Here is a 25,971-nt window from a genome sequence, read left to right on the forward strand (position 1 = left end):
TGCAACGGCGCGCTTACCCCTGTGGCCACGCGCCACACCACCCACCAGACTGAGCCCCATGACGGAAAAGGAATCCATCGCCTACGACGTCGTGGTGCTGGGCGCCGGGCCCGTGGGGGAGAACGTCGCCGACCGCACCCGCGCGGCCGGCCTGTCCACCGCGGTCGTGGAGAGCGAACTGGTCGGCGGCGAGTGCTCGTACTGGGCCTGTGTGCCCAGCAAGGCCCTGCTGCGCCCGGTCATCGCCCGCGCGGACGCCCGCCGGGTGCCGGGCCTGCGCCAGTCGGTGCAGGGCGACCTCGACGCGCCCGCCGTCCTCGCCCACCGGGACTACTACACCTCCCACTGGAAGGACGACGGCCAGGTCCAGTGGCTCGACGGCATCGGCGCCGACCTGCACCGCGGCCACGGCCGCCTCGCCGGACCGCGCACGGTCGTCGTGACCGGCCCCGACGGCGGGCAGCGCACCCTCACCGCCCGGCACGCCGTCGCCGTGTGCACCGGCAGCCGCGCACAGCTGCCCGACCTGCCCGGACTCGCCGACGTGCGGCCCTGGACAAGCCGGGAGGCCACCAGCGCCAAGGAGGTGCCCGGCCGGCTGATCGTGGTGGGCGGTGGTGTGGTCGCCACCGAGATGGCCACCGTCTGGCAGGCCCTCGGCTCCCAGGTCACCGTCCTGGTCCGCGGCAAGGGTCTGCTGAACCGCATGGAGCCGTTCGCCGGCGAACTGGTCGCCGAGGCGCTCACCGAGGCCGGCGCGGACGTCCGCACGGGCACCTCGGTCGAGTCGGTGACCCGCCACAACGGCACCGTCGTCGCCGTGACCGACCACGGCGACCGCATCGAGGCCGACGAGATCCTCTTCGCCACCGGCCGCGCCCCGCGCACCGACGACATCGGCCTCGACACCGTCGGCCTGGAACCGGGCTCCTGGATGTCCGTCGACGACAGCCTGCGCGTCACCGGCACCGACTGGCTGTACGCGGTCGGTGACGTCAACCACCGCGCCCTGCTCACCCACCAGGGCAAGTACCAGGCCCGCATCGCGGGCGCCGCCATCGCCGCCCGCGCATCCGGCGAACCCGCCCTGGAGTCCGACGCCTGGGGCGCCCACGCCGCCACCGCCGACCACGCGGCCGTCCCGCAGGTCGTCTTCACCGACCCGGAGGCGGCCGCCGTCGGGCTCTCGCTGGCGGAGGCCGAGCAGGCCGGACACCGCGTCCGCGCGATCGACGTCGACCTCTCCTCGGTCGCCGGAGCGGGCCTGTACGCCGACGGCTACCGGGGGCGCGCCCGCATGGTCGTCGACGTGGAGCGCGAGATCCTGCGCGGGGTGACCTTCGTCGGCCCGGGCGTCGGGGAGCTGATCCACTCGGCGAGCATCGCCGTCGCCGGAGAGGTGCCGGTCAGCCGGCTGTGGCATGCGGTGCCGTCGTACCCCACGATCAGCGAGGTGTGGCTGCGGCTGCTGGAGAGCTACCGGGACAACTGAACCCGAGGCTCATTCCGGCAGGTCGAAGCCCAGCTCCCGCGCGGCCGCCACCGGCGTCGGCTGCGCCCAGCGTTCCGCCACGGTGTGGTTCGCGGACAGGGAGCGCAACTCGGCTCGGTCGACGTAGAGCACGCCGTCCAGGTGGTCCGTCTCGTGCTGCACGATCCGGGCGGGCCACCCGGCGAGCACCTCGTCCACGCAACGGCCGTCCGCATCCGAGCCGGTCAGCCGCACCCGCGTGGGCCGGGCCACCACCGCCTGCCAGCCCGGCACGCTCAGACAGCCCTCGAAGAACCCGGCACGCGCCGCGCCGACCGGCTCGTACGCCGGATTCACCAGCACCCGGAACGCCAGCGGCACCCGCCCACGCGCCAGCCGCACTTCCTCCGGCACCGGCGCCGGATCCTCGATCACCGCGATCCGCAGCGGCACGCCGACCTGTGGCGCCGCCAGGCCGACCCCCGGGGCCGCGTGCATGGTGACGCGCAGCGCCCTGACGAACCGGGCCAGCAGCGCGGGCTCCAGCTGGCCGTCGTACGGCTCGGCCGGTTGCCGCAGCACCGGATCGCCGGCCGCGACGATGGGCAAGGGGCCGTCCGTGGCGAGGAGTTGCTCGACGCGCTCGGCGAGCGGCATACGGTCACGGGGAGTTGCCATGGCGCCAGCATGCCATGACCCACCATCACGTGACGCAGGTCACTCAACTCTCCGGGAACTCCCCGCTCTCCCACCCCGACTACTGCACCACTACGGCCGAAAACCGTCCCCCTCCCCGGAGAACCACCGATGACCACCGCTCCCTCGACCAGCACGGACGAGGCCCCGCAGCAGACCGCCGCACAACCGAAACCCAGCCCCTGGGCGCCCCTGCGCCCGCTCGTCCTGCGTCTGCACTTCTACGCCGGACTGCTCGTCGCCCCCTTCCTGCTCGTCGCGGCCACCACCGGCTTCCTGTACGCCGGGTCGTTCCAGGCCGAGAAGATCGTGTACGCCGACGAGATGACCGTCCCCGCGGTCGGCGACACCAAGCTGCCCATGTCCCAGCAGGTGGCCGCCGCCCGCGAGGCCCACCCGCAGGGCACGGTGTCGGCCGTCCGGCCCTCCCCGGCGGACGACGCCACCACGCGCGTCCTGCTGTCCGGCGTGCCGGGCGTCGACGAGGACCACAAACTCGCCGTGTTCGTCGACCCGTACACCGGCAAGGTGCGCGGCGCCCTGGAGCAGTACGGCTCCACGGGGGCGCTGCCGCTGCGCACCTGGATCGACGAGTTCCACCGGGACCTGCATCTCGGCGACACCGGCCGCCTCTACAGCGAACTCGCCGCCAGCTGGCTGTGGGTGATCGCGGCCGGCGGCCTGGTGCTGTGGTTCTCCCGCCGCCGCGCCCTGCGCAAGGTGCGCGGCACCAGCGGGCTGCGCCGCGCCCTCGGCCTGCACGGCACGATCGGCGTCTGGGCCGCGATCGGGTTCTTCTTCCTGTCGGCGACCGGCCTGACCTGGTCGACGTACGCCGGCGCGAACATCGACGAACTGCGCACCTCGCTCGGCCAGTCCACGCCGTCGGTCTCGGCGTCGGTGGGCGGCGACCACGGGGACCACGGCGCCGCCGCGGGTTCCGGCGGGAGCGGCGAGCACGGCGTCGGCCTCGACAAGGTGCTGGCCGCCGCAAGGGCCGAGGGGCTGAGCGACCCCGTGGAGATCGTTCCGCCCGCCGACGCCGAGTCCGCGTACGTGGTGAAGCAGGTGCAGCGCAGCTGGCCGACGAAGCAGGACTCGGTCGCGATCGACCCGGCCACCGGCGAGGTCACCGACGTGCTGCGGTTCGCCGACTATCCGCTGCTCGCGAAGCTGACCCGCTGGGGCATCGACCTGCACACCGGCATCCTGTTCGGGCTGGTCAGCCAGATCGCCCTGATGCTGCTCGCGCTGTCCCTGATCGTGCTGACCGTGCTCGGCTACCGCATGTGGTGGCAGCGCGGCCGGGGCTCCGCCTTCGGCCGGCCGATCCCGCGCGGCGGCTGGGCGCAGGTGCCGCCGCAGGTCCTGGTCCCGCTGATGGCCGTGGTCGCCGTCGTCGGCTACTTCGTGCCGCTGCTCGGCATACCGCTGGCCGCTTTCATCGCGGTGGACGTGATCCTGGGGGAGATCGCGCACCGGCGGGGGCGGCGGACGGACCGCGACGGGAGAGCGGCTGCCGACGGGGCGGCAGCCCAGTGAAGACCGGCCCGGCCTTCTCGGGGGGAGGCCGGGCCACCACCATCGTGACCTCCTTCGACGCACTGCAGCCACGGTGAGTGGTTGAGCATTCCACTCTTGTGAAGTGGTCATGCGGGTGGTCAGGGGGCTACCGGACGCGCCCGCGCGGCTTGAGGGGCGTCGCAGGCAGCTCGGGGGCGGCGAGCGGGGCACCGTCGTACCCCTTGACCTCGCCGAACCGGCTGCCCGTCATCCAGTCGGCGCGGGCCTGCTCGATCTCCGCCTGCGTGCGGCCGACGAAGTTCCACCACATGATCAGCTCCTCTGCGAACGGCTCGCCGCCGAGCAGCATCACACCGGCGTCCGACTCGGCGCGCAGCGGCAGTTCACCGCGGCCGCAGCCGAGATAGAGCATCGAACCCGGCAGCACGGGCACGCCGTCGACGTGCACCTCGCCGGACATCGACAACACCCCGTACTCGAAGTCGGGTACGAGCGGCAGCCGGACGTCGGCGCCACGGGCGAGCGCGAGATCGGCGCCCACGATCGGGGTGTACGTCGTCCCGGGCGACCGCGCGCCGTCGAGGTCACCGAGGATCACGGTCGCGGTGAGACCGGGCGCCGTGACCGTGGGCAGCTCGGCGTGGTGCTCGAACCGCGGGTCGGTGTGGCGGTGGGCGTCCGGCAGCGCGACCCACAGCTGCGCACCGTGCAGGAACCGGGCGTGCGACTTCGGGCTCTCCTCCGAGTGGCTGATCGCCCGGCCGGACGTCATCAGCCCCAGCTCCTTCGGGCTGATGGTCTGCAGGCTGCCGGTCGAGTCGCGGTGCAGCACCTCGCCCTCGTGCAGCCAGCTGACCGTCTGCAGCCCCATGTGCGGATGCGGCGGCACCTGCATGCCGGGCTCGTCGGCGATGTCGTCGGGACCGTAGTGATCGACGAAGGCCCAGGCGCCGATCATGCGCCGGCCGAGGTTCGGCAGCAGCCTGCGCACCTCGGTCGACTCGCCGAGCTGTACGTGTCGAGGACTCAGCAGCTCGCGGACGGGTTCGGCGACGACGAATCCGCGGCCGCCGCACACGCTCGGTACGGGCGCGCGGTCAAGGTTGCTCATGCGGCACAACCTAGCCGGGCGCGGACGGCTGCGCAGCCGTCTCCTGAGTCGTCAACGCCACCGGCTCGGGCATCCCATCGGAGTACCCGATCAACCATTTTCCCGATCAATCACCGTGACGCTGCCCATGCCGATCATCCGCGCCGTCGTTGGGCTTGGTGATCCCGGCCGAGAGGGCCGGGACCGATTCGGCGGAAGGAAACCGACAGACATGTACGGCGCGCGGCGTATCGCGGTGGTGGCCTCGATGGTGGGAATGCTGATGGCGGTTCCGGTCGGCATGGCCACGGCTCATGGTGGTGACAGCGACGCAGGTGCGGGCGGTGTGCTCTCCAACCTCTCCGGGCGGAACTCCACCGGTCACGCCAACCTCTGCGGCACCGGCAAACTGGCGCTCTTCAAGGACCGCACCTGTGTGACCGAGGACAACGGCACGGGCGGCGGAGACCAGGCGGGTCCCAGCGGTGGCGTCCTGTCCAACCTCCTGTTCGCCCGTAACGCCTCCGGCCACAGCAACAACTGCGGCAACGAGACGGTGTCGGTGCTGAGCCGGACCACCTGCGTCACCGTGGACCGGTCCGGCCACTGACGGCACGAGTCCAAGGAGAGGGCCGGTGCGAACCGAGATGACGTCAACTTCCTTGTGCATCGGGGTCGTAGCGCCGCTGACGGGGCGACTGGCCCCCCTCGGGGCACCGTTGTCGTACGTCCTGCGCGCACTGGCCCCCCGGCTCGCGCACGTCCGCAACGGCGGCCGCCGCTACGACGTGACGATCGCCGTGCGCGACAGCCGCTCCGACCCGGAGGCGGCCCGGCAGGCCGTGCGTGATCTGGTCGGCCTCGACGGGGCGCACGTCGTGCTGACCATGGCCGGGACCCGGGTGCTGCCCGCGGTGACCGACACCTGCGAGGAGGCGGAGGTCCCCTGCGTGTCGACCACCTTCCCCTGGCAGGCGTATGTGCACGCGCGGGGCGCCGTCCCCGGGCATCGCTTCCGGTGGACGTACCACTTCGCCTGGGGACTGGACGACATCGCGTCCGTCTTCGCCGACCTGTGGGAGGGGATCGACGGCCGGTCTCCCGTGGGGTGCCTCTGGAACGACGACCTGCAGGGCGGGCTGCTGCGCCACGACCGGTACGGCTTCGCTCCGGTGGCGTCCGCGCGGGGGCGCACCCTGGTCGACCTCGGCGCCTACGGGGAACCCGCCGGTGACTTCCACCCGCAGGTCGGCCGGATGCGCGAGCACGGCGCCGCCGACCTCGTCACCAGCGCGGCCACCGCATCCGACCTGGCCCTCTTCCACCGCCAGGCCCGTGACGCGGGGCTGCGCCCCCGGCTGATCACCTGCTCGCGCTGGCTGACGTACCCCCACACCCACACCACCCCGGCCCCCGACGTCCACGGCGAACTCGCCGACGCGCGCGTGGCCACGCTGGTCTACTGGAGCCCCGACCACCCCTACCGCTCCGGCCTGGACGGCACGACCTGCGCGGAACTCGCCCGTGCCTACCAGCAGGACACCGGCGCGCCCTGGCTCCAGCCCCTGGGCCTGGCCCACGCCCTCCTGGAGACCGCCCACCACGCCCTCACCGTCGCGGCCGACCCCACGGACCGCGCGTCCGTCGCCAAGGCCCTCGCCGGAACCGCCCTCGACACCATCGCCGGAACCCTCGACTGGACGCGGGGGCCGACCCCGAACATCGCGCTGCTGCCGCTGGTCGGCGGCCAGTGGCAGCCCGGCCCGCGCGGGCCCCGGCTCGCCGTCGTCAGCAACGCGGGGCATCCGGACGTACCCCTCACCGGGGACCTCGTGCCCGCACGATGACGCCCAGGGCGAAACACGCCCTAGGGTGGAGGCATGGGCGGCGGTGTCGTGACGCTGTTCCTGTGCGGGGACGTGATGCTCGGGCGCGGCGTCGACCAGATCCTCGCGCACCCCGGCGATCCGGAGCTGCGTGAGGGGTACGTCGCGGACGCACGCGACTATGTGGCGCTGGCCGAAGGCGTCAGCGGTCCGATCCCCGCTCTGGTCGAACCGGCGTGGCCGTGGGGCGAGGCGCTGCGGGTGCTCGACGAGGCCGCGCCGGACGTCCGGATCGTGAACCTGGAGACGGCGGTCACGAGCTGCGGCGCCTTCACGCCCGGCAAGGAAGTGCACTACCGCATGCACCCGGCCAACCTGCCCGCCCTGACCGTCGCCCGCCCCGACGTCTGCGTCCTGGCCAACAACCACGTCCTGGACTTCGGCCGCCCCGGCCTGACCGAGACCCTGGACGCGCTCGGCGGCGCGGGCCTGCGGACGGCGGGCGCCGGACTCGACGCCGCCGCGGCGTACGCGCCCGCCGTGGTCCCGCTCCGCGCAGGCGGCCGCGTCCTGGTGTTCGCCCTCGGCACCCGGTCCAGCGGCATCCCGTCCGACTGGGCGGCGACCGAGGAGCAGGCCGGTGTCGCGTACGCCCCCGGACTCTCGCCCGGCACGGCCGAAGCCGTCATCCAGCGCGTACGACGGGTCAAGCGGGCCGGGGACCTCGCGGTCCTCTCCGTGCACTGGGGCTCGAACTGGGGCTATCTCGTCCCCCGCGACCAGGTCCGCTTCGCCCACGCCCTGGTGGACGGCGGCGTCGACCTCGTCCACGGCCACTCCTCGCACCACCCCCGCCCGCTGGAGGTCTACCGGGACCGGCTGATCCTCTACGGCTGCGGCGACTTCGTCGACGACTACGAGGGCATCCCCGGCTACGAGGAGTACCGCGACGACCTCCGTCTCGCCTACCTCGCGACGCTGGAGGCGGACACCGGGCGACTCACCGGCCTGCGCATGGTGCCGCTGCAGGCCCGAAGGATGCGGCTGGAGCCCGCGCCCGCGCGGGACTGCGCGTGGCTGTGCACCACCCTCGACCGGATCAGCGCGGGCGTACACGTGGACCTGGAGCCCGACGGGACGCTCGCGCTGCGCCACGCCGCGGAGACCGGCCGATGCACCGCCGACTGCGGCTGACCCTGCTCGGCGTCGGCGCCATGAACTCGCCCCGGTTCGCCCCCGCGGGCCTGCTGCTGAGCTGCGCCGGGCACCGCGTCGCCTTCGACGGCGGCCCCGGCGCCGAACCGCCGCCCGGGCGCCTCGACGGCTGGCTGGTCACCGACGAGCGCGCGGAACTGCGATCCGCGCTGCGCCGCAGCGCGGCGGCGCGGGACGTGCGGCCGCGCGCCGGTGACCTGGAGCTGGACGTCGCGGGGGCGGCCGTACGCGTGCGGTGCCGCCCCGTGGCACACACCTCGCATCCCGCGTACGGCTACCGCATCGAGGCGGGGGGTGTGGTGGCGGTGTGGGCGCCGGAGTTCTGGGAGTTCCCGGGCTGGGCGGCGGGGGCGGACCTGATGTTCGCCGAGGCCGCCGCCTGGGACCGGCCGATCCGGTTCCGCGGGGGCGTCGGCGGCCACCTGCCGGTGCTCGCCGTCGCCGAGCAGGCCGAGCGGCAGGGAGTACGGCGGCTGGTGTACGCCCATGTCGGCCGGCCGACCCTGCGGGCGATCGACGCCGGGGCGCGGCCGCCGGCCGGTGAGTGGGGCGTGGAGGGCCGCACGTACGCGCTCCCGTTCACGTGAGTTCCGGCCCCACTGCGGTTACTCGGGGAACATGGCTGGCATCGACATCAGAAGTAGCGCATTCAACGACCACTCCTTCATCGCGCGCCACTACGCGTACGAGGGGGAGAACGTGTCGCCTCCGCTGGCATGGAGCGGCGTACCGGACGACGCGACCGAGCTGGTGCTGCTGTGCGAGGACCCCGACGCCCCGTCGGGCACGTTCGCGCACTGGATCGTCGTCGGCATCGATCCACACAGCGAGGGCGTCGACGCGGGGCAGGTCCCGCCCGGCGGCACCGAACTCGTCAACGGCTACGGCGAGCGGGGCTGGGGCGGGCCGCATCCCCCGCCGGGGGACGAGGCCCACCGCTATTTCTTCCGGCTCTACGCCCTGTCGGAACCGTGCGTGCTCCCCGACGCGCCGAACGCCGCGCAGGTGCACGAGGCGGTCGAGAAGCGGGAAGTCGCCGACGGAACGCTGGTGGGCCTGTACCAGCGCTGAGACCGGGCCCGCCCGGGCTGCCGTTCGGCGTTCGGGCGGGCTCTCCTGCGCTCGTTCGCCGCCCAGCAGGCGCTCGGGAGCGGCCGGTTCGGGCAGGCGGCGAAACAGCAGCGGCTCACGGCGGGCACCAGATCAGCAGCGTGAGCGCGTACGAGCCGCTGCTGCCGCTCAGGGCCACGCCGAGCCTGCCAGCCCCAGCACGCCCTCCTGCTGCGCGCTGAGCGCCTCACCGCGCGGTGCGGTGACGGCGGCGGCCGCCTCACGCAGGATGGTGGCGGCGAGCGCGACATCGAACAACGCCCACGGGCGGGAGCCGGCCTCCCGCCCGTGGGCCGCGCGACCTGCTCACCGCGTGCGTCGAGCAGATCGGCGGCCGCCACCGCACGGCCGACGTCCTCGGTACCGGCGGTGCGTCCGGACGCGGCGGGCGTGTCCTTGCCGCCGATGAGCAGGTTGCGCCGATGCCTTAGACTCCCAGTCCAGTGCTTGGATTCTCAGTCCAGGAGGGGAGGCCGATGGGCGGGCAGGACCTGGAGGCGCAGCGGGACGCGATCATCGCGGCGCTCACGCCGGTCGTCGACGGCATCGCCGCGACCTTCGGGCCGGTGTGCGAGGTGGTGCTGCACGACTACCGGCGGCCGGAGAGGTCGGTGGTCGCCGTCGCCGGTTCGGTGACCGGGCGGGCGGTGGGCGGCGCGATGAGCGAGATCGGCATGCGGATGCTGGCCCGCGGTGACGAGGCCGGTGACGAGCTGAACTACCTCACCCGGACCCGGAACGGGCAGCTGGTCAAGTCGTCCACGATGGTGCTGCGCGACTCCACGGGCGCGGTGTTCGGCGCCCTGTGCGTCAACGTGGACGCCGGTGCCGCCCAGCAGGCCCACGCCCTGCTCGGAGCGCTCGCCGGGGTCGGCGACGCGGGCCAGGTGCCCGTCACCACGTTCGGCAACGACATCGACTCGGTCGTCGACGCCATCCTCGACGCCCACCAGCTGCTGCAGCGCCAGAGCTGGGCCGGTCTCGACCGCGCCGAGCGCCTCCGACTCTTCCGCAGCCTCGACGAGCACGGCGTGTTCGCGGTGCGCCGCGCCGTCGAGCAGGTCGCCGCCCGCCTCGGCATCTCCCGCGCGTCGGCCTACAGCTACCTCTCCCAGGCCCGCGCCACGACCGACCCCGCCTCCGAAGGAGCCCGCCCGTGACGACCACCACCCCGCCCGTCACCCTCGACGACGTCCGGGACGCCGCCGCGCGACTGAAGGGCGTCGCCCACCGCACCCCCGTCCTGCGCTCACGCACCCTCGACGCCCTGGTCGGCGCCGAGGTCCACCTCAAGTGTGAGAACTTCCAGCGTGCCGGCGCCTTCAAGTTCCGCGGCGCCTACAACACCGCCTCCCGGCTCACGCCCGAGCAGCTGGCCCGGGGTGTCGCGGCCTACTCCTCCGGCAACCACGCCCAGGCCGTCGCCCTCGCCGCCCGTGAACTGGGCACCACCGCGGTGATCGTCATGCCCGAGGACACCCCGGCCTCCAAGCGGGACGCCACCGCGGGATACGGCGCCGAGATCGTCACGTACGACCGCTACACCGGCGACCGCGCCGCCATCGCCGAGGCCCTGGCCGCGGAGCGCGGCCTCGCCCTCATCCCGCCGTACGAGCACCCGCACGTACTCGCCGGGCAGGGCACCGCGGCACTCGAACTCCTCGAAGAAGCGGGGGAGTTGGATGCCCTGATCACGCCGGTCGGCGGCGGCGGACTGATGGCCGGAAGCGCGACGGCCGCCAAGGCGCTGCACCCCGGCATCCGGATGATCGGCGTCGAGCCGGAGGCCGGCGACGACACCAGGCGATCGCTTCAGGCGGGCCGGCGCATCAGCGTCCCGGTGCCGCGCACCATCGCCGACGGGCAGGCGGTGCCCACACCCGGCGAGCTGACCTTCTCCGTGAACCGGCGGCTCGTCGACGCCATCGCGCTGGTCGGCGACGACGAGATCCGGGCCGCGATGCGGTTCGCCTTCGAGCGGCTGAAGATCGTCGTCGAGCCCAGCGGCGCCACCCCGCTGGCCGCCCTGCTCTCCGGCCGCGTGGAGCGCCTCCCGCGCCGGACAGGCGTGATCATCTCCGGCGGCAACATCGACGCCGACCGCTTCGCCCGGCTGTGCGCGGGCGGCGACAGGCCGTAGGGGGTGGCGGCCCGGGGCCGGACGGGCGGACGATGAAAGGGAGGGCTCGGCCTCCGCCGGTGCCGCTCACGACATCCCGGAGCGGGCGACGGAGACCGACACCCGGCCGGAAAGGAGGAGCGGTCATGCTAGAGGTGAAGACGCTCGACAAGCCGGACGAGCGGCGCGACTTCCCGCGCGGCCACCTGGAAGCCGTCCATCTCTCGGGGCTCGACTTCGCCGTGGCCACCTTCGAGCCGGGCTGGCGCTGGTCGGAGTCCGTCGGCCCGATCGCGGGCACCGACACCTGCCAGATCCACCACAACGGCTATGTCGTCCAGGGCCGTATGCGCATCCGCATGGACGACGGCGCCGAGCAGGAGGTCGGCCCCGGCGACGTCTTCGTCTGCCCGCCGGGACACGACGCCTGGGTGGTGGGTGACGAGCAGGTCGTCGCGTACGACTTCGCGGGCGCCATGGCCAGGGAGTACGCGAAGGAGGAGTAGGGCGAGCAGGGCGAGGGGCGTACGGACGACTCCGTGCGTCGCTGCGCCTGCGCCTTGCCTCGGGGAAACCGATCGGTTTACTCTTCTCGCGACCGGTGGGAAACAGATCGGTTTCCCCGTTGGCTCCCTGGCGCAAGGACACTCCCATGACCATCCTCGAAGGCTCCGTCGCCCTCGTCACCGGCGGCAGCCGCGGTATCGGCAAGGCGCTGGTGACGGCCCTGTACGAACGCGGCGCGAAGAAGGTGTACGCCACCGCCCGCGACCCCCGCACCGTCACGCACCCGGACGCCGTGCCGCTCGCCCTGGAGGTGAGCGATCCCGCGTCCGTCGAGGCCGCCGCCGCACAGGCGCAGGACGTCACCGTCCTGATCAACAACGCGGGCGCCGCGGTGAACGCGAACTTCCTCGACTCGCCCGTCGAGGACGTGCGCCGCGAATTCGAGACGAACTTCTACGGGCCGCTCCTCGTGACCCGTGCCTTCGTCCCGGTCCTCGAACGCAACGGCGGCGGTCACCTCCTCAACGTCCACTCGGCGCTGTCGTGGATCGGCCTCGCCGGTTCCTACAGCGCCTCCAAGGCCGCCTTCTGGTCACAGACCAACTCCCTGCGCCTGGACCTCAGGCCGCGCGGCATCGAGGTCACCGGGCTGCACGTCGGCTATGTCGACACGGACATGACCGCGGGGATCGACGCGCCCAAGTCCACGCCCGAGAGCGTCGCCGCCCAGGCCCTCGACGGCATCGAGTCCGGCGCCTTCGAGGTGCTGGCCGACGACGTGTCGCGGCAGGTCAAGGCGGGCCTGTCGGGCGACCTCGCGGCGCTGTACCCGCAGCTCGCCGCCTGAGCGTGTTCCCGGCTTGCCGCCTGAGCCGTATCCCCGGCTTGCCGCCTGATCAGACCGGCAGCAGGCGGGCGATCAGCGCGCCGAGCTGGCGGGCGTTGCGGCACTCGTGCATCTCGACCAGCTCGGCGTAGGCGGGCGCGGCGGAGTCGCCGGTGCCCCACTGGGCGCGCGGCTCGGGGTTCAGCCAGTAGACGCGGCGGGCCCGTTCGGCGATCCGGCGTACGGCCGCCAGGTTCGGGTCGCTCATGTTCGTTCGCGCGTCGCCGAGGACGAACACCGTCGTGCGTCGGCCGACGGCGTCGCCGTGCCGCTCGGCGAACTCGCCCAGCGCGACGCCGTAGTCACTGCTGCCGTGCCAGCCCGTGAGGGTCGCCTCGGAGCGGATGCGCGCGCCGAGTCCCTCCGCGTCGGCGGCGCCGTGCTCCAGCAGGCCGGTCACCTCGTCGATCCGGTTGACGAACGCGAACACGCGCAGCTTGCTGAACTGGTCGTGCAGCGCCTGCACCAGCAGCATCGTGAAGTCCGCGAAGCCGGACACCGAGCCCGACACATCGCACAGCAGCACCAGTTCGGGCCGGACCGGACGCCGTCGGCGCAGCACCGGACGCATCGGCACGCCGCCCGTCGACAGCGAGCCGCGCAGGGTGCGCCGCAGGTCGATGCCGCCCCGGGCGGCCCGGCGCCGCCGGGCGGCCAGCCGCGTCGCCAGCTTGCGGGCGAGCGGCTGAACGGTCCTGCGCAGCTCGGCCAGCCGGTCCTTGCCGGCGTACAGGAAGTCGACCCGGTCGGCGGTGGGCGCCACCGCCCGCCGGGCGATCTCGTCCCGGCCGCGCCGCTCGGCCACCCGGCGGCGAGCCTCCGCCGCCACCAGTGCGCGGAAGACCTCGATACGCCGCCGGATCTCGTCGTCCAGCAGCCGGTCCGCGAACCCCGATTGCCCCGACCGGTCCCGCACCTCGGCGCGGACCCGGGCGAGCAGCGTCTGCGGGCGGATCCGGTCCAGCGTCTGGTACGACGACCAGCCGTCCGACGCCGGTGAACTCCCGTACCCGCCGAAGCCGTCGACGGCCTCGATCGCCAACCGGCCCAGCAGCGCGCCGTCGTTGGCGGCGAGCGCCGCCGCCAGCCGGTCGCGCAGACCGTCCCGGTCCGCCGCCTCGCCCTCCGGCCAGCCCTCCGGCCCGCCCACACCGCGCGGGAAGTACAGGTCGAAGACCGGGTCGAACACCTGCCGTTGGCCCGCCGTGTGCAGCAGGGTCGCGGCGAGGCCCTCGCGCAGCAGCTCGCGGTCGGCGAGTCCCAGCGCCTCCACCGCCCGGGCCGCGTCCACGGTCTCCCCGGTGCCGACGCGGACGCCGTGCGCCCGCAACGCGGCCACGAGGTCCGTCAGCCGGGAGGCGACATCGGCGCTCACACCGGCATCGGCGCTCACACCAGCATCGGCGGTCATAGGGCCTCCACGTCCAGCTTGGCCGCGGCCTTCAGGACGTCGTCCTGGTGCTTGAGCAGCACGCCCAGGGTGTCGCGGACGACGGTCTCGTCGAGGGTGCCGGCGCCGAGCGCGAGCAGGGTGCGGGCCCAGTCGACGGTCTCCGCGACCGACGGCACCTTCCGCAGATCCATCGCCCGCAGCGCGCCCACCACCCGGACCACCGACTCCGCCAGCGCCGCGTCGATGCCGGGTACCTTCAGCCGGACGATCCGCCGCTCCAACTCCTCCTCGGGGAAGCCGATGTGCAGGAACAGACAGCGGCGGCGCAGCGCCTCGGACAGTTCGCGGGTCGCGTTCGAGGTGAGCACCACGAACGGGCGGCGCGTCGCGGTGACCGTGCCCAGCTCCGGGACGGTGACCTGGAAGTCGCTGAGCACCTCCAGCAGCAGGCCCTCCACCTCGACGTCGGCCTTGTCGGTCTCGTCGATCAGCAGCACCTTGGGGTCGTCCCCGCGGATGGCGGTCAGCAAGGGGCGTGGGAGCAGGAACTCCTCGCTGAAGATGTCGGTGCGTGTCTCGTCCCACGTCTCGTCGCGGCCCGCGCTGATGCGCAGGAGCTGCTTGGCGTGGTTCCACTCGTACAGTGCCCGGGACTCGTCGACGCCCTCGTAGCACTGGAGCCGTACCAGCCGGGCCTGTGCGACCTGGGCGACGGCCTTGGCGAGTTCCGTCTTCCCGACGCCCGCCGGGCCCTCCACGAGGAGCGGCTTGCCGAGGCGGTCGGCGAGGAAGACGGTCGTGGCGACCGCGGGCGACGCCAGGTAGCCGGTCTCGGCGAGGCGTGCGCGGACATCGTCGACGGAAGTGAACAACCGGGCCTCCGGTGGTGGCGGCGTAACGGGATCCGACTCCTATCCAAGCGCTTGTTCAGTGCTGCTGTCACCCACGTCCGGCTGATCCGGGCAGCGGTATACCGATCGGTTTCCTCCGTGGTCGCCGCGCGGTAACCTCGCCGTATGGCCACGACAGACAAGGCGTCCCCGCGCGATCGGCTGCTCGACGCGGCGGCCCAGCTCTTCTACCGCGACGGCGTCTCCATCGGCGTGGAGGCGCTGTGCCGGACCGCCGGGGTGTCGAAGCGTTCGATGTACCAGCTCTTCGACAGCAAGGACGAGATGCTGGCCGCGAGCCTGGAGCGGCAGATCCCGCGCTACGAGGCGCAGCTCGCGGCCGGGCCGCAGGACGCCGGAACGCCCCGGGAGCGGATCCTGTACGTCTTCGAACGCCTGGAGGAGGCCTCCGTGGACGCCGGCTACCACGGCTGCCCCTACCTCGCGGCGCTGGTCGAGCTCAAGGACCCCGAGCACCCGGCGAGCGTGGTCGCCCGCGCCGTCAAGGAACGGCTGAAGGCCGCCTTCCGTGCCCAGGCCGAGCTGGGCGGCGCCCGGGATCCCGAGCTGCTCGCCCGCCAGTTGCTGCTGGTCTTCGACGGGGCGAGCGCGCGGGCCGGGGCGCGGGTGGAGGCGCTGGACGACGGGCTGGCGACGGCGACGGTGAGCGCGCTGCTCGACGCGGCGGGTGTGACGTAGCCACCGGCGGACCAGGTGGGGCGCAGCACCCCGGACGGGTCACCACAACGAGCCGACCCGCCGGACCGCCCGATGCAATGGACGCGTGACCGCGCCCCCGGACGACTGCCTCGCGCGCAACGAGTGGATCTGCGGCGACTATCTGAGCACCCGCCGCGAGATCCTCCTCGACGCCGCGGTCCAGCACCTGCAGCTGACGTCCGTCTCGGTGCTGATCGCCCTCGCCCTCGCCCTGCCGCTCGCGGTGCTGGCCCGCCGCTGGGGCTGGGCGGCCGGTCCTGTCCTCGCCGTGACGACGATCCTCTACACGATCCCCTCCCTGGCGATGTTCTCGCTGCTGCTGCCCCTGTACGGGCTGTCGGCGACACTCGTGATCGCCGGGCTCGTGCTGTACTCACTGACCCTGCTGGTACGCAACATCCTCGCCGGTCTGCGGGCCGTCCCCGAGGAGACCCGGCAGGCCGCCCGCGGCATGGGGTACGGCCCGGTCCGCCTCCTCCTCACCGTCGAACTGCCGCTCGCCCTGCCCGCCGCGATGGCCGGGCTGCGCATCGCCACGGTCTCCGCGGTGTCACTGGTGACGGTCGGCGCGATCGTCGGCTTCGGCGGACTCGGCAATCTGATCTACTCGGGCATGAACACCTACTTCAAGGCCCAGGTGCTGACCGCGTCGGTGCTGTGCGTGGTCATCGCGGTCGCGGCCGATGTACTTCTGCTGGGCGTCCAGCGGCTGATCACGCCCTGGACGAGGGCCCGTACATGAACACGCTCACCGCCACCTGGGACTGGCTCACCGACCCCGCGCACTGGTCGGGTGCCGACGGCATCGGACACCGGCTGCTGCAACACCTCGTCCTCACGGTGGTCTGCCTGGCCGTCAGCTGCCTGATCGCCCTGCCCGTCGCGGTGGTCCTCGGCCACCTCGGCAAGGGCGGGGCGCTCGCCGTCAACATCTCCAACGTCGGCCGCGCGGTCCCCACCTTCGCGGTCCTGGTCCTGCTGCTGCTCACCCCCGTCGGCGCATGGGGCGAGGGCCCCACGGTCGTCGCCCTGGTGCTGTTCGCCGTACCGCCCCTCCTCACCAACGCGTACGTCGGCATGCGCGAGGTCGACCGCGGCACCGTGCAGGCGGCGCGGGGGATGGGGATGACGGGACGCCAGGTGCTGTTTCACGTGGAACTGCCCCTTTCCGCCCCGATGATCCTGAACGGCATGCGGATCGCCGCCGTCCAACTCGTCGCGACCGCCACCATCGCCGCCCTGGCGGGTGGTGGGGGCCTGGGCCGGATCATCACGGCGGGCTTCAACCTCGCCAGTACGCCGCAGGTGGTGGCCGGTGCGGTGCTCGTCGCCGTGTTCGCGCTGATCGTCGAGGGCCTCTTCGAGGTGGCCGAACGCCTGGCACCGGCGTGGGCCAGGGGCACCCCATGAGCGGCCGTACGCCGCTGGCGGCAGCCTTCCTGCTCCTGGCGACCGCCTGCTCCACCGGCCCCTCCCTGGAGAACCAGGGCAAGGTCACCGCGCCGCCCGGCGACAGCCGCCACCTGACCGTCGGCTCCGCGGGGTTCACCGAGAGCGACCTGCTCGCCCAGATGTACGCCCTGCTGCTGAACCAGGCGGGCTACGAGACGTCCCTCATCACGGTCGCCAACCGCGAACTGTACGAACCGGCCCTGGAGTCCGGGCGGATCGACGTCGTCCCGGAGTACGCGGCCACCTTCGCCGACTGGCTCAACGCCAAGACCAACGGGCCCGATGCCCCGCCGGTCGGCTCACCCGACCTCGACGCCACGATGAAGGCCCTGCGCCGCCTGGCCACGCCCCGTGGACTCGCCGTCCTGAACCCCGGCCGGGCCGTCGACCAGAACGCCTTCGCGGTGAGCGCCTCGTACGCACACCGGCACGGTCTCAAGACCCTCAGCGACCTCGGCGGGTCCGGCCTGGAGGTACGGCTCGCCGCGGGCGACGAATGCGTGCAACGCCCCTACTGCGCTCCGGGCCTGCGCAAGACCTACGGCATCGACATCACCGCCGTCGACCCCAAGGGCGTCGGCACCACCCAGGCCAAGCGGGCGGTGCAGAGCGGCCAGGACCAGATGGTGCTGACCACCACGACCGACGCCACCCTCGACGAGTTCGGCCTGGTGCTCCTCGCCGACGACAGACACCTCCAGAACGCCGACCACGTCGTCCCGGTCGTCAACCGCGCCCGCGCGGGCGCCCCCGGCGTCACCAAGGCCCTGGGCAAGCTCAACGCCGTCCTCACCACGGCCGACCTCGCCGCCATGAACCAGCAGGTGGACAGCTGGCGCCGCTTGGCGACGGACGTGGCCCGGACGTATCTGGAGGACAAGGGACTGCTGAAGTGACGCTCAGGCGTCCGCCACCGAGTCGAACTCCACCTGACCCCGCGCCACCCCGAGGGCATCCGCGTCCACCGAGCGTCGCAGGGCCTCGTGGAGCTTCGCCGGCGTCAGCACGCCGAGGAAGCGGGCGGCAGGACAGCCCGTCCACCGCGGTCGTACCGTCCGGATACCGCTTGGTGACCTGCTCGAACCGGATCATGGTGTCACGCCGGCGGCGCCACCTCGTCCCCGCTCACCAGCACCACCTCAAGGATGCGCGGACCGTGCACCCCCTCCACCCGGTCGAGCTCGATGTCGCTGGTGGCGGACGGGCCGGAGATCCAGGTCAGCGGGCGTGCCGGGTCGAGCCGGGGCATGGCCCGCGGGACGGACGACACGACCTGGGCGGGCACCCGTACGACGCAGATGTGATGGTCGGGGACGAGGGTGATCCGCCGCCGCCCCTGGTCCGGCGAGCCGTCCAGCACGATGGTGCCCGTCTCGGCGATCGCCACCGCACAGCCCGTGACCACGCTGTCGACCTGGTCCAGTTCGTGCGGGGTGCTCGCGGCACGATCGGGCACACGCGTCGCGTCCACAGCCTCCAGCCAGCGCTCCGGCAGCCCGGGCGGGACCAGCACGGTCCGCGCGCCCCGCGCGGCCAGCAGCCGCCCGAGCACGTCCGGCAGCTCCTCGTCCGCGCAGCGGTGCACGATCGCCCGGTAGTCCGCCAGGTTCTCGGCGAGCAGCTCCACCGTCTCCGCGACGCTCCGCTCGCCGTGCTCGCGCCGATAGTCGCGCGGAACCGCCTGCTCGTACGGCGTGTCGTCGTCCCGTACGTCGGCCAGGGCGCGTCGCACCCGGCCCAGAATCCGCTCCCTGCTGCTCACTTCGAAGCGTCCTTTCCGCCCTGCGTCCGCTGCCACCAGTCCCGGAACGACTCCGCCGGCACGGACGGCAGATCCCGGCTGCCGCTCCACGCCCTGCCCGGACCCGGCAGCGTGCGCGGATGGAAGCGCCGCGTGCGTGCGGCGAGCCGCTGCCCGGTGCGCAGGGCGCCGGGATGGGTCAGCGTCCAGCGGGCCGCCCGCATCGCCGCCCGCTCGGCCGCGTGTCCCTTCGCGGGCTTCAGCAGCACCTTGTTGCCGTCCCGTGTCACCTGCCCGCCCGCCACGACCCGCTCCCGCAGATGCACCAGCACCTCGGGGATGTCGATGGCCACCGGGCACACCTCGTAGCAGGCTCCGCACAGCGAGGACGCGTACGGCAGCGAGGCGTCGATCTCGCTGGCGGTGCCCCGGAGTTGAGGGCTCAGGATGGCGCCGATCGGGCCCGGGTACACCGAGCCGTACGCGTGGCCGCCCGCCCGCTCGTACACCGGGCACACATTGAGACACGCCGAGCAGCGGATGCAGCGCAGGGCCTGGCGGCCGACCTCGTCGGCGAGGGTGTCGGTGCGGCCGTTGTCGAGCAGGACCAGGTGGAAGGTGCGCGGGCCGTCGTCGTCCGTGGTGCCGGTCCACATGCTGGTGTAGGGGTTCATGCGCTCGGCGGTCGAGGAGCGGGGGAGGGTCTGCAGGAACACCTCCAGGTCCCGCCAGGTCGGCACGATCTTCTCGATGCCGACGACCGAGATCAGCGTCTCGGGGAGGGTCAGGCACATCCGGCCGTTGCCCTCGGACTCCACGACCACCAGCGTGCCCGTCTCGGCGACCATGAAGTTCGCTCCGGAGACGCCGACCTTGGCGCGCAGGAACTTCTCGCGCAGGTGCAGCCGGGCGGCTTCGGCCAGCTCGGCGGGCGTGTCGGTGAGGCCCTCGGGTGCCGGGCGGCCCCACTCGCCCATCTCGCGGGCGAAGACGTCCCGGATCTCGCCGCGGTTGCGGTGGATCGCCGGGACCAGGATGTGCGAGGGCCGGTCCTGGCCCAACTGCACGATCAGCTCGGCGAGATCCGTCTCGTACGCCCGGATCCCCTCCGCCTCCAGCGCCTCGTTGAGCCCGATCTCCTGCGTGGCCATCGACTTGACCTTCACGACCTCCGACTCGCCGGTCCGCCGGACCAGGTCGGCGACGATCCGGTTGGCCTCGTCGGCGTCGACGGCCCAGTGGACGGTGCCGCCCGCCGCCGTCACCGACTCCTCCAACTGCACCAGGTAGCGGTCGAGGTGGCGGAGTGTGTGGTCCTTGATCCGCCGCCCCGCCTCCCGCAGTTGCGCCCAGTCCGAGACCTCGGCGACCGCCTTCTCCCGCTTGGCGCGGATGGTGTGCGTGGCGTGCCGCAGATTGCCGCGCAGGGTGGGATTGCGCACCGCCTCGTGCGCGGCCCGGGGGAAGGCGGGCATTCCGACGAACGTTCCGCTCACAGCGCCGGTTCCTCCTCCGTGCTCGCCAGGATCTCCGCGAGGTGCACCGGCCGCATCCCGGTGCGGAGCCGGGTCATGGTGCCGCCGATGTGCATCAGACAGGAGTTGTCCGCCGCGCACAGCACCTCGGCGCCGGTCGACTCGGCGTTGCGCACCTTGTCGGCACCCATCGCCGCCGAGACATCGGCGTTCTTCAGCGCGAAGGTGCCTCCGAACCCACAGCACTCGTCCGCGCCCGGCAGCTCGACCAGCTCCAGCCCCTTCACCGCCTGCAGCAGCCTGCGCGGACGGTCGTCCAGGCGCAGTCCGCGCAGCCCGTGGCAGGTGGGGTGGTACGTCACCCGGTGCGGGTAGTACGCGCCCACGTCCGTCACCCCCAGCACATCCACCAGGAACTCGGTGAGCTCGTACGTCTTCGGCACCACCGGGGCGAGCGCGGTCGCCAGCGTGCTCCCGCGCCCCTCGGCGCGCGCCCGCGCACCCATCCGCGGATACAGCTCCCGCACCATCGCCCCGCACGACCCGGACGGCGTCACGATCGCCTCGTACTCCCCGAAGACATCGGAGAAATGCCGGGCCAGCGGCTCCGCCTCACGCCGGTAGCCGGTGTTGTAGTGAGCCTGCCCGCAGCAGGTCTGGGCCATCGGGAAGTCGATCTCGACGCCCAGCCTGGTCAGCAGTTTCACCACGGCACGCCCGGTGTCCGGATAGAGCGTGTCGTTGACGCAGGTCAGGAACAGGGCGACACGCATCGCGGCTCCTTGGGGTTGGTCATCCGATGTGTGCAGGGTAGTGCGGTGGCGCGGGCCGGGGGAGACCCGGCTCACCCTCCGGCGAGCCGGGCCTGGGCCGCCCGCCAGGGCGCGGTGTCACCGCGCGGTTCGTAACGGGTGAGCGGCTGGGTACGGCCGAGCAGCCGCCGCATGTCCGCCCGGTCGCCGACGAGCCCGTGGGCCCGCGCCTGCACCAGCACGTTCCCGAAGGCCGCCGCCTCCGTCGGGCCCGCCACCACCGGCAGCCCGCAGGCGTCGGCGGTCAGCTGGCACAGCAGCGCGTTGCGCACCCCGCCGCCCACCACATGGACGACGTCCACGGCATGCCCGGCCAGCCGCTGGGCGTCCTCGACGGCCCGCCGGTGGGCGAGGGCGAGCGAGTCGAGGATGCAGCGCGTGACCTCGGCGGGCGTCTCGGGCACCGGCTGCCCCGAGGCGCGGCACGCCTCGGCGATCCGCTCCGGCATCCGCCCCGGCGCCAGGAACTGCGCGTCGCCCGCGTCCACCACCGACCGCAGCGCCGGTACCCCGGCCGCGGCCCGCAGCAGCTCACCGAGGTCCGGGTCCCCCCAGGTCCGTACGCACTCCTGGAGCAGCCACAGCCCCATGATGTTGCGCAGATAGCGGACCGTGCCGTCCAGGCCCAGCTCATTGGTGAAGTTGGCGGCCCGGCTCTCCTCCGTCAGCACCGGCGCGTCCAGTTCAAGACCGGCCAGCGACCAGGTGCCGGTGCAGATGTAGGCGAAGCGCTCACCGGACGCCGGTACGGCGGCCACCGCGGACGCCGTGTCGTGCGAGGCGACCGCGGTGACCGGCACGGGGCCGGTGAGGCCCGTCTCCTCCAGCACCTCGGGGCGCAGCACCCCCGCCGGGTCGCCCGGCTGCCGCAGCGGCGCGAACAGGCTCAGGTCGATGTCCAGCCGAGCCGCCACGTCGTACGACCAGTCCCGCGTCCGGGGATCGACGAGCTGGGTCGTCGAGGCGTTGGTGAGCTCGGTGCCCTGCTCCCCGGTGAGCCAGTACGACAGCAGGTCGGGGATCAGCAACAGGCGTTTGGCGTGGGCGAGTTGGTCGCAGGAGCGGGCGGCGACCAGTTGGTAGAGGGTGTTGAACGGGGCGTACTGCAACCCGGTCGCCGCGTACAGCTCGGCGGCGGGCAGGCTCGCCCACACCGTCTCGGCGACCCCGTCGGTCCGCCCGTCCCGGTAGTGCACCGGATTGCCGAGCAGCGCCCCGTCGGCGTCCAGCAGCCCGTAGTCCACGGCCCAGCTGTCGATGCCGACCGAGTCGACCGGCCCTGCCGTCCGCAGCCCCTCCAGCACACCGGCGTACAGCGCCAGCACGTCCCAGCGCAGCCCCTCCGGCACCCGCACCGGCCGGTTGGCGAAGCGGTGCCCCTCGGTCAGTTCCAGCTCGTGCCGCCCGACGCGGCCGACCATGACCCGCCCACTGGACGCGCCGAGGTCGACCGCGGCGTACGACTTCATGGCGCTGCTCACCGCAGGAACGCGGCGGCCACGCCGGCGTCGACCGGGATGTGCAGCCCGGTGGTGTGCGTCAGCTCCCCGCCGGTCAGCGCGAACACGGCGCCCGCCACATGCTCCGGCAGCACCTCACGCTTGAGGATCGTCCGCTGGGCGTAGAACTCCCCGAGCTTCTCCTCCGGCACCCCGTACACGGCCGCCCGCTGCGCGCCCCAGCCCCCCGCGAAGATCCCCGAACCGCGCACCACACCGTCCGGGTTGACCCCGTTGACCCGGATCCCGTGCTCACCCAACTCGGCGGCCAGCAGCCGCACCTGATGAGCCTGGTCGGCCTTGGTGGCGGAGTAGGCGATGTTGTTCGGCCCGGCGAAGACGGCGTTCTTCGACGCGATGTAGACGATGTCACCGCCCAGCCCCTGGGCGATCATCACCCGTGCCGCCTCCCGCGAGACGAGGAAGGACCCGCGCGCCATGATGTCGTGCTGAAGATCCCAGTCCTTCGCGGACGTCTCCAGCAGCGGCTTGGAAATCGAGATCCCCGCGTTGTTGACCACCAGATCGACGCCCCCGAAGGCCAGCACCGCGGCCTTGAACGCCTCGGCGATCTGCTCCTCGGAGGTGACGTCGACGGAGACGGCGACGGCCTTGTCCGCCCCGCCCAGCTCCTCGGCGACCTTGGCGGCGTTCTCCGCATTGAGGTCCGCCACCACGACACACGCGCCCTCGGCCACCAGCCGACCGGCGATCGCCCTGCCGATCCCGCTCCCCGCGCCGGTCACCAGCGCCACCCGCGTCGCGAGCGCCTTGGGCTTCGGCATCCGCTGGAGCTTGGCCTCCTCCAGCGCCCAGTACTCGATACGGAACTTCTCCGACTCCTCGATCGGCGCGTACGTCGACACGGCCTCGGCGCCGCGCATCACGTTGATGGCGTTGACGTAGAACTCGCCCGCGACCCGGGCCGTCTGCTTGTCCTTGCCGAAGCTGAACATGCCCACGCCCGGCACCAGCACGATGGCGGGGTCGGCGCCGCGCATGGCGGGGGAGTCGGGCAGGGCGTGCCGCTCGTAGTAGGCGGCGTACTCCTCCCGGTAGGCGGCGTGCAGCTCCCGCAACCGCGCGACGACCTCGTCGAGCGGGGTCGTCGGCGGCAGGTCGAGCACCAGCGGCCGGACCTTGGTGCGCAGGAAGTGGTCGGGGCAGGAGGTCCCCAGCGCGGCCAGCCGCGGATGTTCGGCGCGGGCGAGGAAGTCGAGCACGACCTCGGAGTCGTCGAAGTGCCCCACCTGGGGCTTGTCCTGCGAGGCGGCGGCCCGTACGTACGGCGCCAGCGCGGCCGCCCGCTCCCGCCGCTCGCCCTCGGGCAGCGCCTCGTATCCCTCGATGACGGCCCCGAAGGGCTCAGGCTTGCCCCGCTCGGCGAGGAACGCCTCGGCGGTACGGATGATGTGCAGCGAGTTCCGCTCGCACTCCTCGGCGGTGTCGCCCCAGGCGGTGATGCCGTGCCCGCCCAGGATCACGCCGATGGCCTGCGGGTTGGCCGCCTTGACGGCGGCGATGTCCAGCCCGAGCTGAAACCCGGGCCGCCGCCACGGCACCCACACCACGCTGTCCCCGAAGCACTCGGCGGTCAGCTTCTCCCCGTCCGCCGCACAGGCCAGCGCGATCCCGGAGTCGGGGTGCAGATGATCGACGTGAGCGGAGTCGACGAGCCCGTGCATCGCGGTGTCGATGGAGGGCGCGGCGCCGCCCTTGCCATGCAGGCAGTAGTCGAACGCGGCGACCATCTCGTCCTCGCGCTCGACGCCGGGGTAGACATCGACGAGCGCGCGCAGCCGGTCCAGCCGCAGCACGGCGAGCCCCGCTTCGGTGAGCGTCCCGAGGTCCCCTCCGGACCCCTTGACCCACATCAGCTCGACGTCACCACCGGTGACGGGATCGGTGTCGGTGCCCTTCGCGGACGCGTTGCCACCGGCGTAGTTGGTGTTACGGGGATCAGAGCCGAGCCGATGCGACCGAGCGAGCAGAGCGGCGGCTTCGGGATGGGTTGCCATAGAAGTCGGTTCCTTTTCAAAAGACGGTGAGTGCATGTCCCCAGGGGCGCGGGGAACTGCGTGACAAGCCACAGACGACCCGCACCCGCCAACAACTCAGAACGTGGCAGATGCTCAGGCGCCCCACCCGGCCTGCCGCCCTCCAACCCGCTCAGCCACGATCTTCTCGGCCCACCCGCACCGGGCATACGCAGCGAGCGGCTCGGCATCCAGCCCCATTTCCTCCCGCACCTCACGAAGCAACGGCCGCACATCCGTGTTGTACGCATCCATCAGCACGGCATTCGCCCCCAGCACATCCCCGTCCCGCTGAGCCGCGGCCAACGCCCCCCGGTCAACGAGCAGGGCCTTCGCCGTCGCCTCCTGCACATTCATCACGGACCGGATGATCGCCGGAATCTTCGCCTCGATGTTGTGACACTGATCCAGCATGAACGCGACCCCGGACCCGGACCCGAACCCACCCCCACGCACGACCTCGTACATGATCCGGAACAGCTGGAACGGATCCGCCGCCCCCACCATCAGGTCGTCATCCGCGTAGAACCGCGAGTTGAAGTCGAACCCCCCGAGCTTCTGCTCCCGCAACAGCGTCGCCACGATGAACTCGATGTTGGTCCCCGGCGCATGGTGCCCCGTGTCCACGACCACCTGCGCCTTGGGCCCGAGCTTCAGACAGTGCGCGTACGCCGTCCCCCAGTCCGGCACATCCGTCGTGTAGAACGCGGGCTCGAAGAACTTGTACTCCAGCAGCATCCGCTGCCCCTCACCCAGCCGCGCGTACACCTCGGCCAGCCCCTCGGCCAGCCGGTCCTGCCGCTCGCGCACATCGTCCTGCCCGGGATAGTTCGTCCCGTCGGCGAACCACAGCTTCAGATCGGTGGAGCCCGTCGCGTCCATGATGTCGACGCACTCCAGCAGATGATCGACCGCCTTGCGCCGCACCGCCGCGTCGGGATGGCAGATGCTGCCGAGCTTGTAGTCGTCGTCCTGGAAGGTGTTGGAGTTGATCGCGCCCAGTCTCAGTCCGCGCTCCTCGGCGTACTTCGCCAGCGCCGCGTAGTCGTCGACCTTGTCCCAGGGGATGTGCAGGGCGACGGTCGGGGCCACGCCGGTGAACTCGTGCACCTTCGCCGCGTCGTCGAGCTTCTCGTGTGGATCGCGCGGCACACCGGCTTGTGCGAACACCTTGAAACGGGTCCCCGAGTTCCCGTACGCCCACGACGGCGTCTCGACTGCCTGGCTCTTGAGCGCGGCCTTCACCGCGGCGAGTTCGGTCACTGCTGGGCTCCTGCGCTTGACGACACGATGGATGAAACGATTCAGAACGGCAAGCTATGAGCCGCCGCAAGGGGTGTCAAGCGCTCTGACCAACCCATCTCTTTGTGACCCGGTCGTGACCTTCGTCTATCGAAAACTTTTCGACACGCACCCATTGACGTGCCATGGCTGCCCCGCCTAACGTCCCGGCAATCCAGTTGAAACCTTTCACGACGCCGCGGGGGCCGCCCGGCCGCCCTCGCCGCG

General features: G+C 72.5%; 26 protein-coding genes and 1 pseudogene. 15 read left to right on the forward strand and 12 right to left on the reverse strand.

The window, feature by feature from the left end; genetic code table 11:
- Positions 1 to 58 precede the first annotated feature (58 nt).
- Entirely contained in the window at positions 59 to 1,492 is a 1,434-nt protein-coding gene (locus KWI83_RS02380) for an NAD(P)/FAD-dependent oxidoreductase (protein ID WP_218512518.1), read from the forward strand.
- Between the two features lie 9 nt (positions 1,493 to 1,501).
- Here the strand turns inward: KWI83_RS02380 and KWI83_RS02385 are convergent, their stop codons facing one another.
- Positions 1,502 to 2,149 (reverse strand): peptide deformylase, encoded by a 648-nt coding sequence (locus KWI83_RS02385; protein WP_218512519.1) that lies wholly within the window; start codon positions 2,147 to 2,149, stop codon positions 1,502 to 1,504.
- 129 nt (positions 2,150 to 2,278) lie between these two features.
- On the opposite strand from KWI83_RS02385, the gene KWI83_RS02390 reads away from it, so the two are divergent.
- On the forward strand, positions 2,279 to 3,709 hold the full coding sequence (locus KWI83_RS02390) for a PepSY domain-containing protein (RefSeq protein WP_218512520.1): 1,431 nt from the start codon (positions 2,279 to 2,281) through the stop codon (positions 3,707 to 3,709).
- 127 nt (positions 3,710 to 3,836) lie between these two features.
- Here the strand turns inward: KWI83_RS02390 and KWI83_RS02395 are convergent, their stop codons facing one another.
- Positions 3,837 to 4,802, reverse strand: coding sequence for a pirin family protein (locus KWI83_RS02395; RefSeq protein WP_218512521.1), 966 nt, complete (start codon positions 4,800 to 4,802; stop codon positions 3,837 to 3,839).
- A gap of 211 nt (positions 4,803 to 5,013) precedes the next feature.
- On the opposite strand from KWI83_RS02395, the gene KWI83_RS02400 reads away from it, so the two are divergent.
- The 5 genes from KWI83_RS02400 to KWI83_RS02420 are packed head-to-tail and all read left to right on the forward strand — an operon-like array spanning position 5,014 to position 8,893.
- Positions 5,014 to 5,391 carry a hypothetical protein gene (locus tag KWI83_RS02400; RefSeq protein WP_218512522.1) on the forward strand — a complete coding sequence of 126 codons (378 nt, stop codon included), beginning with the start codon at positions 5,014 to 5,016 and terminating at the stop codon, positions 5,389 to 5,391.
- A gap of 25 nt (positions 5,392 to 5,416) precedes the next feature.
- Positions 5,417 to 6,628, forward strand: coding sequence for an ABC transporter substrate-binding protein (locus tag KWI83_RS02405; RefSeq protein ID WP_308121968.1), 1,212 nt, complete (start codon positions 5,417 to 5,419; stop codon positions 6,626 to 6,628).
- 33 nt (positions 6,629 to 6,661) lie between these two features.
- On the forward strand, positions 6,662 to 7,801 hold the full coding sequence (locus KWI83_RS02410; RefSeq protein WP_218512523.1) for a CapA family protein: 1,140 nt from the start codon (positions 6,662 to 6,664) through the stop codon (positions 7,799 to 7,801).
- The gene (locus tag KWI83_RS02415; protein WP_218512524.1) at positions 7,780 to 8,409 is read left to right on the forward strand and encodes an MBL fold metallo-hydrolase; all 630 of its coding nucleotides are present in this window, start codon (positions 7,780 to 7,782) and stop codon (positions 8,407 to 8,409) included. The genes KWI83_RS02410 and KWI83_RS02415 overlap by 22 nt, the downstream gene beginning before the upstream one ends.
- A 31-nt stretch (positions 8,410 to 8,440) precedes the next feature.
- A complete protein-coding gene (locus KWI83_RS02420) occupies positions 8,441 to 8,893 on the forward strand; it encodes a YbhB/YbcL family Raf kinase inhibitor-like protein (protein WP_218512525.1) in 453 nt (150 codons plus the stop codon).
- A 168-nt stretch (positions 8,894 to 9,061) separates the two neighbouring features.
- Here KWI83_RS02420 and KWI83_RS38075 read toward each other — a convergent pair whose 3' ends face one another.
- The gene (locus KWI83_RS38075; protein ID WP_256361617.1) at positions 9,062 to 9,190 is read right to left on the reverse strand and encodes a hypothetical protein; all 129 of its coding nucleotides are present in this window, start codon (positions 9,188 to 9,190) and stop codon (positions 9,062 to 9,064) included.
- A gap of 218 nt (positions 9,191 to 9,408) precedes the next feature.
- Here KWI83_RS38075 and KWI83_RS02430 point away from each other — a divergent pair, with 218 nt between their 5' ends.
- From KWI83_RS02430 to KWI83_RS02445, 4 genes are all read left to right on the forward strand, one after another.
- The gene (locus KWI83_RS02430; protein ID WP_218512526.1) at positions 9,409 to 10,092 is read left to right on the forward strand and encodes a transcriptional regulator; all 684 of its coding nucleotides are present in this window, start codon (positions 9,409 to 9,411) and stop codon (positions 10,090 to 10,092) included.
- Complete coding sequence (locus tag KWI83_RS02435) at positions 10,089 to 11,072, forward strand: pyridoxal-phosphate dependent enzyme (RefSeq protein WP_218512527.1); 984 nt, start codon at positions 10,089 to 10,091, stop codon at positions 11,070 to 11,072. Before KWI83_RS02430 ends, KWI83_RS02435 begins: the two co-directional genes overlap by 4 nt.
- 125 nt (positions 11,073 to 11,197) lie before the next feature.
- Positions 11,198 to 11,557 (forward strand): cupin domain-containing protein, encoded by a 360-nt coding sequence (locus KWI83_RS02440; RefSeq protein ID WP_218512528.1) that lies wholly within the window; start codon positions 11,198 to 11,200, stop codon positions 11,555 to 11,557.
- 146 nt (positions 11,558 to 11,703) lie between these two features.
- Positions 11,704 to 12,405 (forward strand): SDR family oxidoreductase, encoded by a 702-nt coding sequence (locus KWI83_RS02445; protein ID WP_218512529.1) that lies wholly within the window; start codon positions 11,704 to 11,706, stop codon positions 12,403 to 12,405.
- Between the two features lie 49 nt (positions 12,406 to 12,454).
- Here the strand turns inward: KWI83_RS02445 and KWI83_RS02450 are convergent, their stop codons facing one another.
- Together KWI83_RS02450 and KWI83_RS02455 are read right to left on the reverse strand one after the other, a co-directional pair.
- The gene (locus tag KWI83_RS02450) at positions 12,455 to 13,855 is read right to left on the reverse strand and encodes a VWA domain-containing protein (protein WP_218512530.1); all 1,401 of its coding nucleotides are present in this window, start codon (positions 13,853 to 13,855) and stop codon (positions 12,455 to 12,457) included.
- Positions 13,852 to 14,709, reverse strand: coding sequence for a MoxR family ATPase (locus tag KWI83_RS02455; RefSeq protein WP_218512531.1), 858 nt, complete (start codon positions 14,707 to 14,709; stop codon positions 13,852 to 13,854). Before KWI83_RS02455 ends, KWI83_RS02450 begins: the two co-directional genes overlap by 4 nt.
- Before the next feature lie 144 nt (positions 14,710 to 14,853).
- On the opposite strand from KWI83_RS02455, the gene KWI83_RS02460 reads away from it, so the two are divergent.
- The 4 genes from KWI83_RS02460 (at position 14,854) to KWI83_RS02475 (ending at position 17,795) form a co-directional block, all read left to right on the forward strand.
- Complete coding sequence (locus tag KWI83_RS02460) at positions 14,854 to 15,426, forward strand: TetR/AcrR family transcriptional regulator (protein ID WP_218512532.1); 573 nt, start codon at positions 14,854 to 14,856, stop codon at positions 15,424 to 15,426.
- An 85-nt stretch (positions 15,427 to 15,511) separates the two neighbouring features.
- On the forward strand, positions 15,512 to 16,189 hold the full coding sequence (locus KWI83_RS02465; protein WP_218512533.1) for an ABC transporter permease: 678 nt from the start codon (positions 15,512 to 15,514) through the stop codon (positions 16,187 to 16,189).
- Positions 16,186 to 16,857 carry an ABC transporter permease gene (locus KWI83_RS02470; protein ID WP_218512534.1) on the forward strand — a complete coding sequence of 224 codons (672 nt, stop codon included), beginning with the start codon at positions 16,186 to 16,188 and terminating at the stop codon, positions 16,855 to 16,857. The genes KWI83_RS02465 and KWI83_RS02470 overlap by 4 nt, the downstream gene beginning before the upstream one ends.
- Positions 16,854 to 17,795, forward strand: coding sequence for an ABC transporter substrate-binding protein (locus tag KWI83_RS02475; RefSeq protein WP_218512535.1), 942 nt, complete (start codon positions 16,854 to 16,856; stop codon positions 17,793 to 17,795). The genes KWI83_RS02470 and KWI83_RS02475 overlap by 4 nt, the downstream gene beginning before the upstream one ends.
- Positions 17,796 to 17,798: 3 nt before the next feature.
- Here KWI83_RS02475 and KWI83_RS02480 read toward each other — a convergent pair.
- The 7 genes and pseudogenes from KWI83_RS02480 to rhaI form a co-directional block, all read right to left on the reverse strand.
- Positions 17,799 to 17,921, reverse strand: a pseudogene (locus KWI83_RS02480) (ABC transporter ATP-binding protein); the annotation flags it as partial.
- Between the two features lie 74 nt (positions 17,922 to 17,995).
- Positions 17,996 to 18,661, reverse strand: a complete 666-nt coding sequence (locus KWI83_RS02485) for a lactate utilization protein C (RefSeq protein ID WP_218512536.1) — start codon at positions 18,659 to 18,661, stop codon at positions 17,996 to 17,998.
- Complete coding sequence (locus tag KWI83_RS02490) at positions 18,658 to 20,136, reverse strand: LutB/LldF family L-lactate oxidation iron-sulfur protein (RefSeq protein WP_218512537.1); 1,479 nt, start codon at positions 20,134 to 20,136, stop codon at positions 18,658 to 18,660. Before KWI83_RS02490 ends, KWI83_RS02485 begins: the two co-directional genes overlap by 4 nt.
- Positions 20,133 to 20,888 (reverse strand): (Fe-S)-binding protein, encoded by a 756-nt coding sequence (locus KWI83_RS02495; RefSeq protein ID WP_218512538.1) that lies wholly within the window; start codon positions 20,886 to 20,888, stop codon positions 20,133 to 20,135. The genes KWI83_RS02490 and KWI83_RS02495 overlap by 4 nt, the downstream gene beginning before the upstream one ends.
- Before the next feature lie 71 nt (positions 20,889 to 20,959).
- Positions 20,960 to 22,396 (reverse strand): rhamnulokinase family protein, encoded by a 1,437-nt coding sequence (locus KWI83_RS02500; RefSeq protein WP_218512729.1) that lies wholly within the window; start codon positions 22,394 to 22,396, stop codon positions 20,960 to 20,962.
- Positions 22,397 to 22,404: 8 nt separating this feature from the next.
- Positions 22,405 to 24,444, reverse strand: coding sequence for a bifunctional aldolase/short-chain dehydrogenase (locus KWI83_RS02505; RefSeq protein ID WP_218512539.1), 2,040 nt, complete (start codon positions 24,442 to 24,444; stop codon positions 22,405 to 22,407).
- 114 nt (positions 24,445 to 24,558) lie between these two features.
- Positions 24,559 to 25,725 carry an L-rhamnose isomerase gene (gene rhaI, locus KWI83_RS02510; RefSeq protein WP_218512540.1) on the reverse strand — a complete coding sequence of 389 codons (1,167 nt, stop codon included), beginning with the start codon at positions 25,723 to 25,725 and terminating at the stop codon, positions 24,559 to 24,561.
- Positions 25,726 to 25,971 lie beyond the last annotated feature (246 nt).

The organism is Streptomyces sp. TRM70350 (assembly GCF_019219825.1).
Classification (GTDB): domain Bacteria; phylum Actinomycetota; class Actinomycetes; order Streptomycetales; family Streptomycetaceae; genus Streptomyces.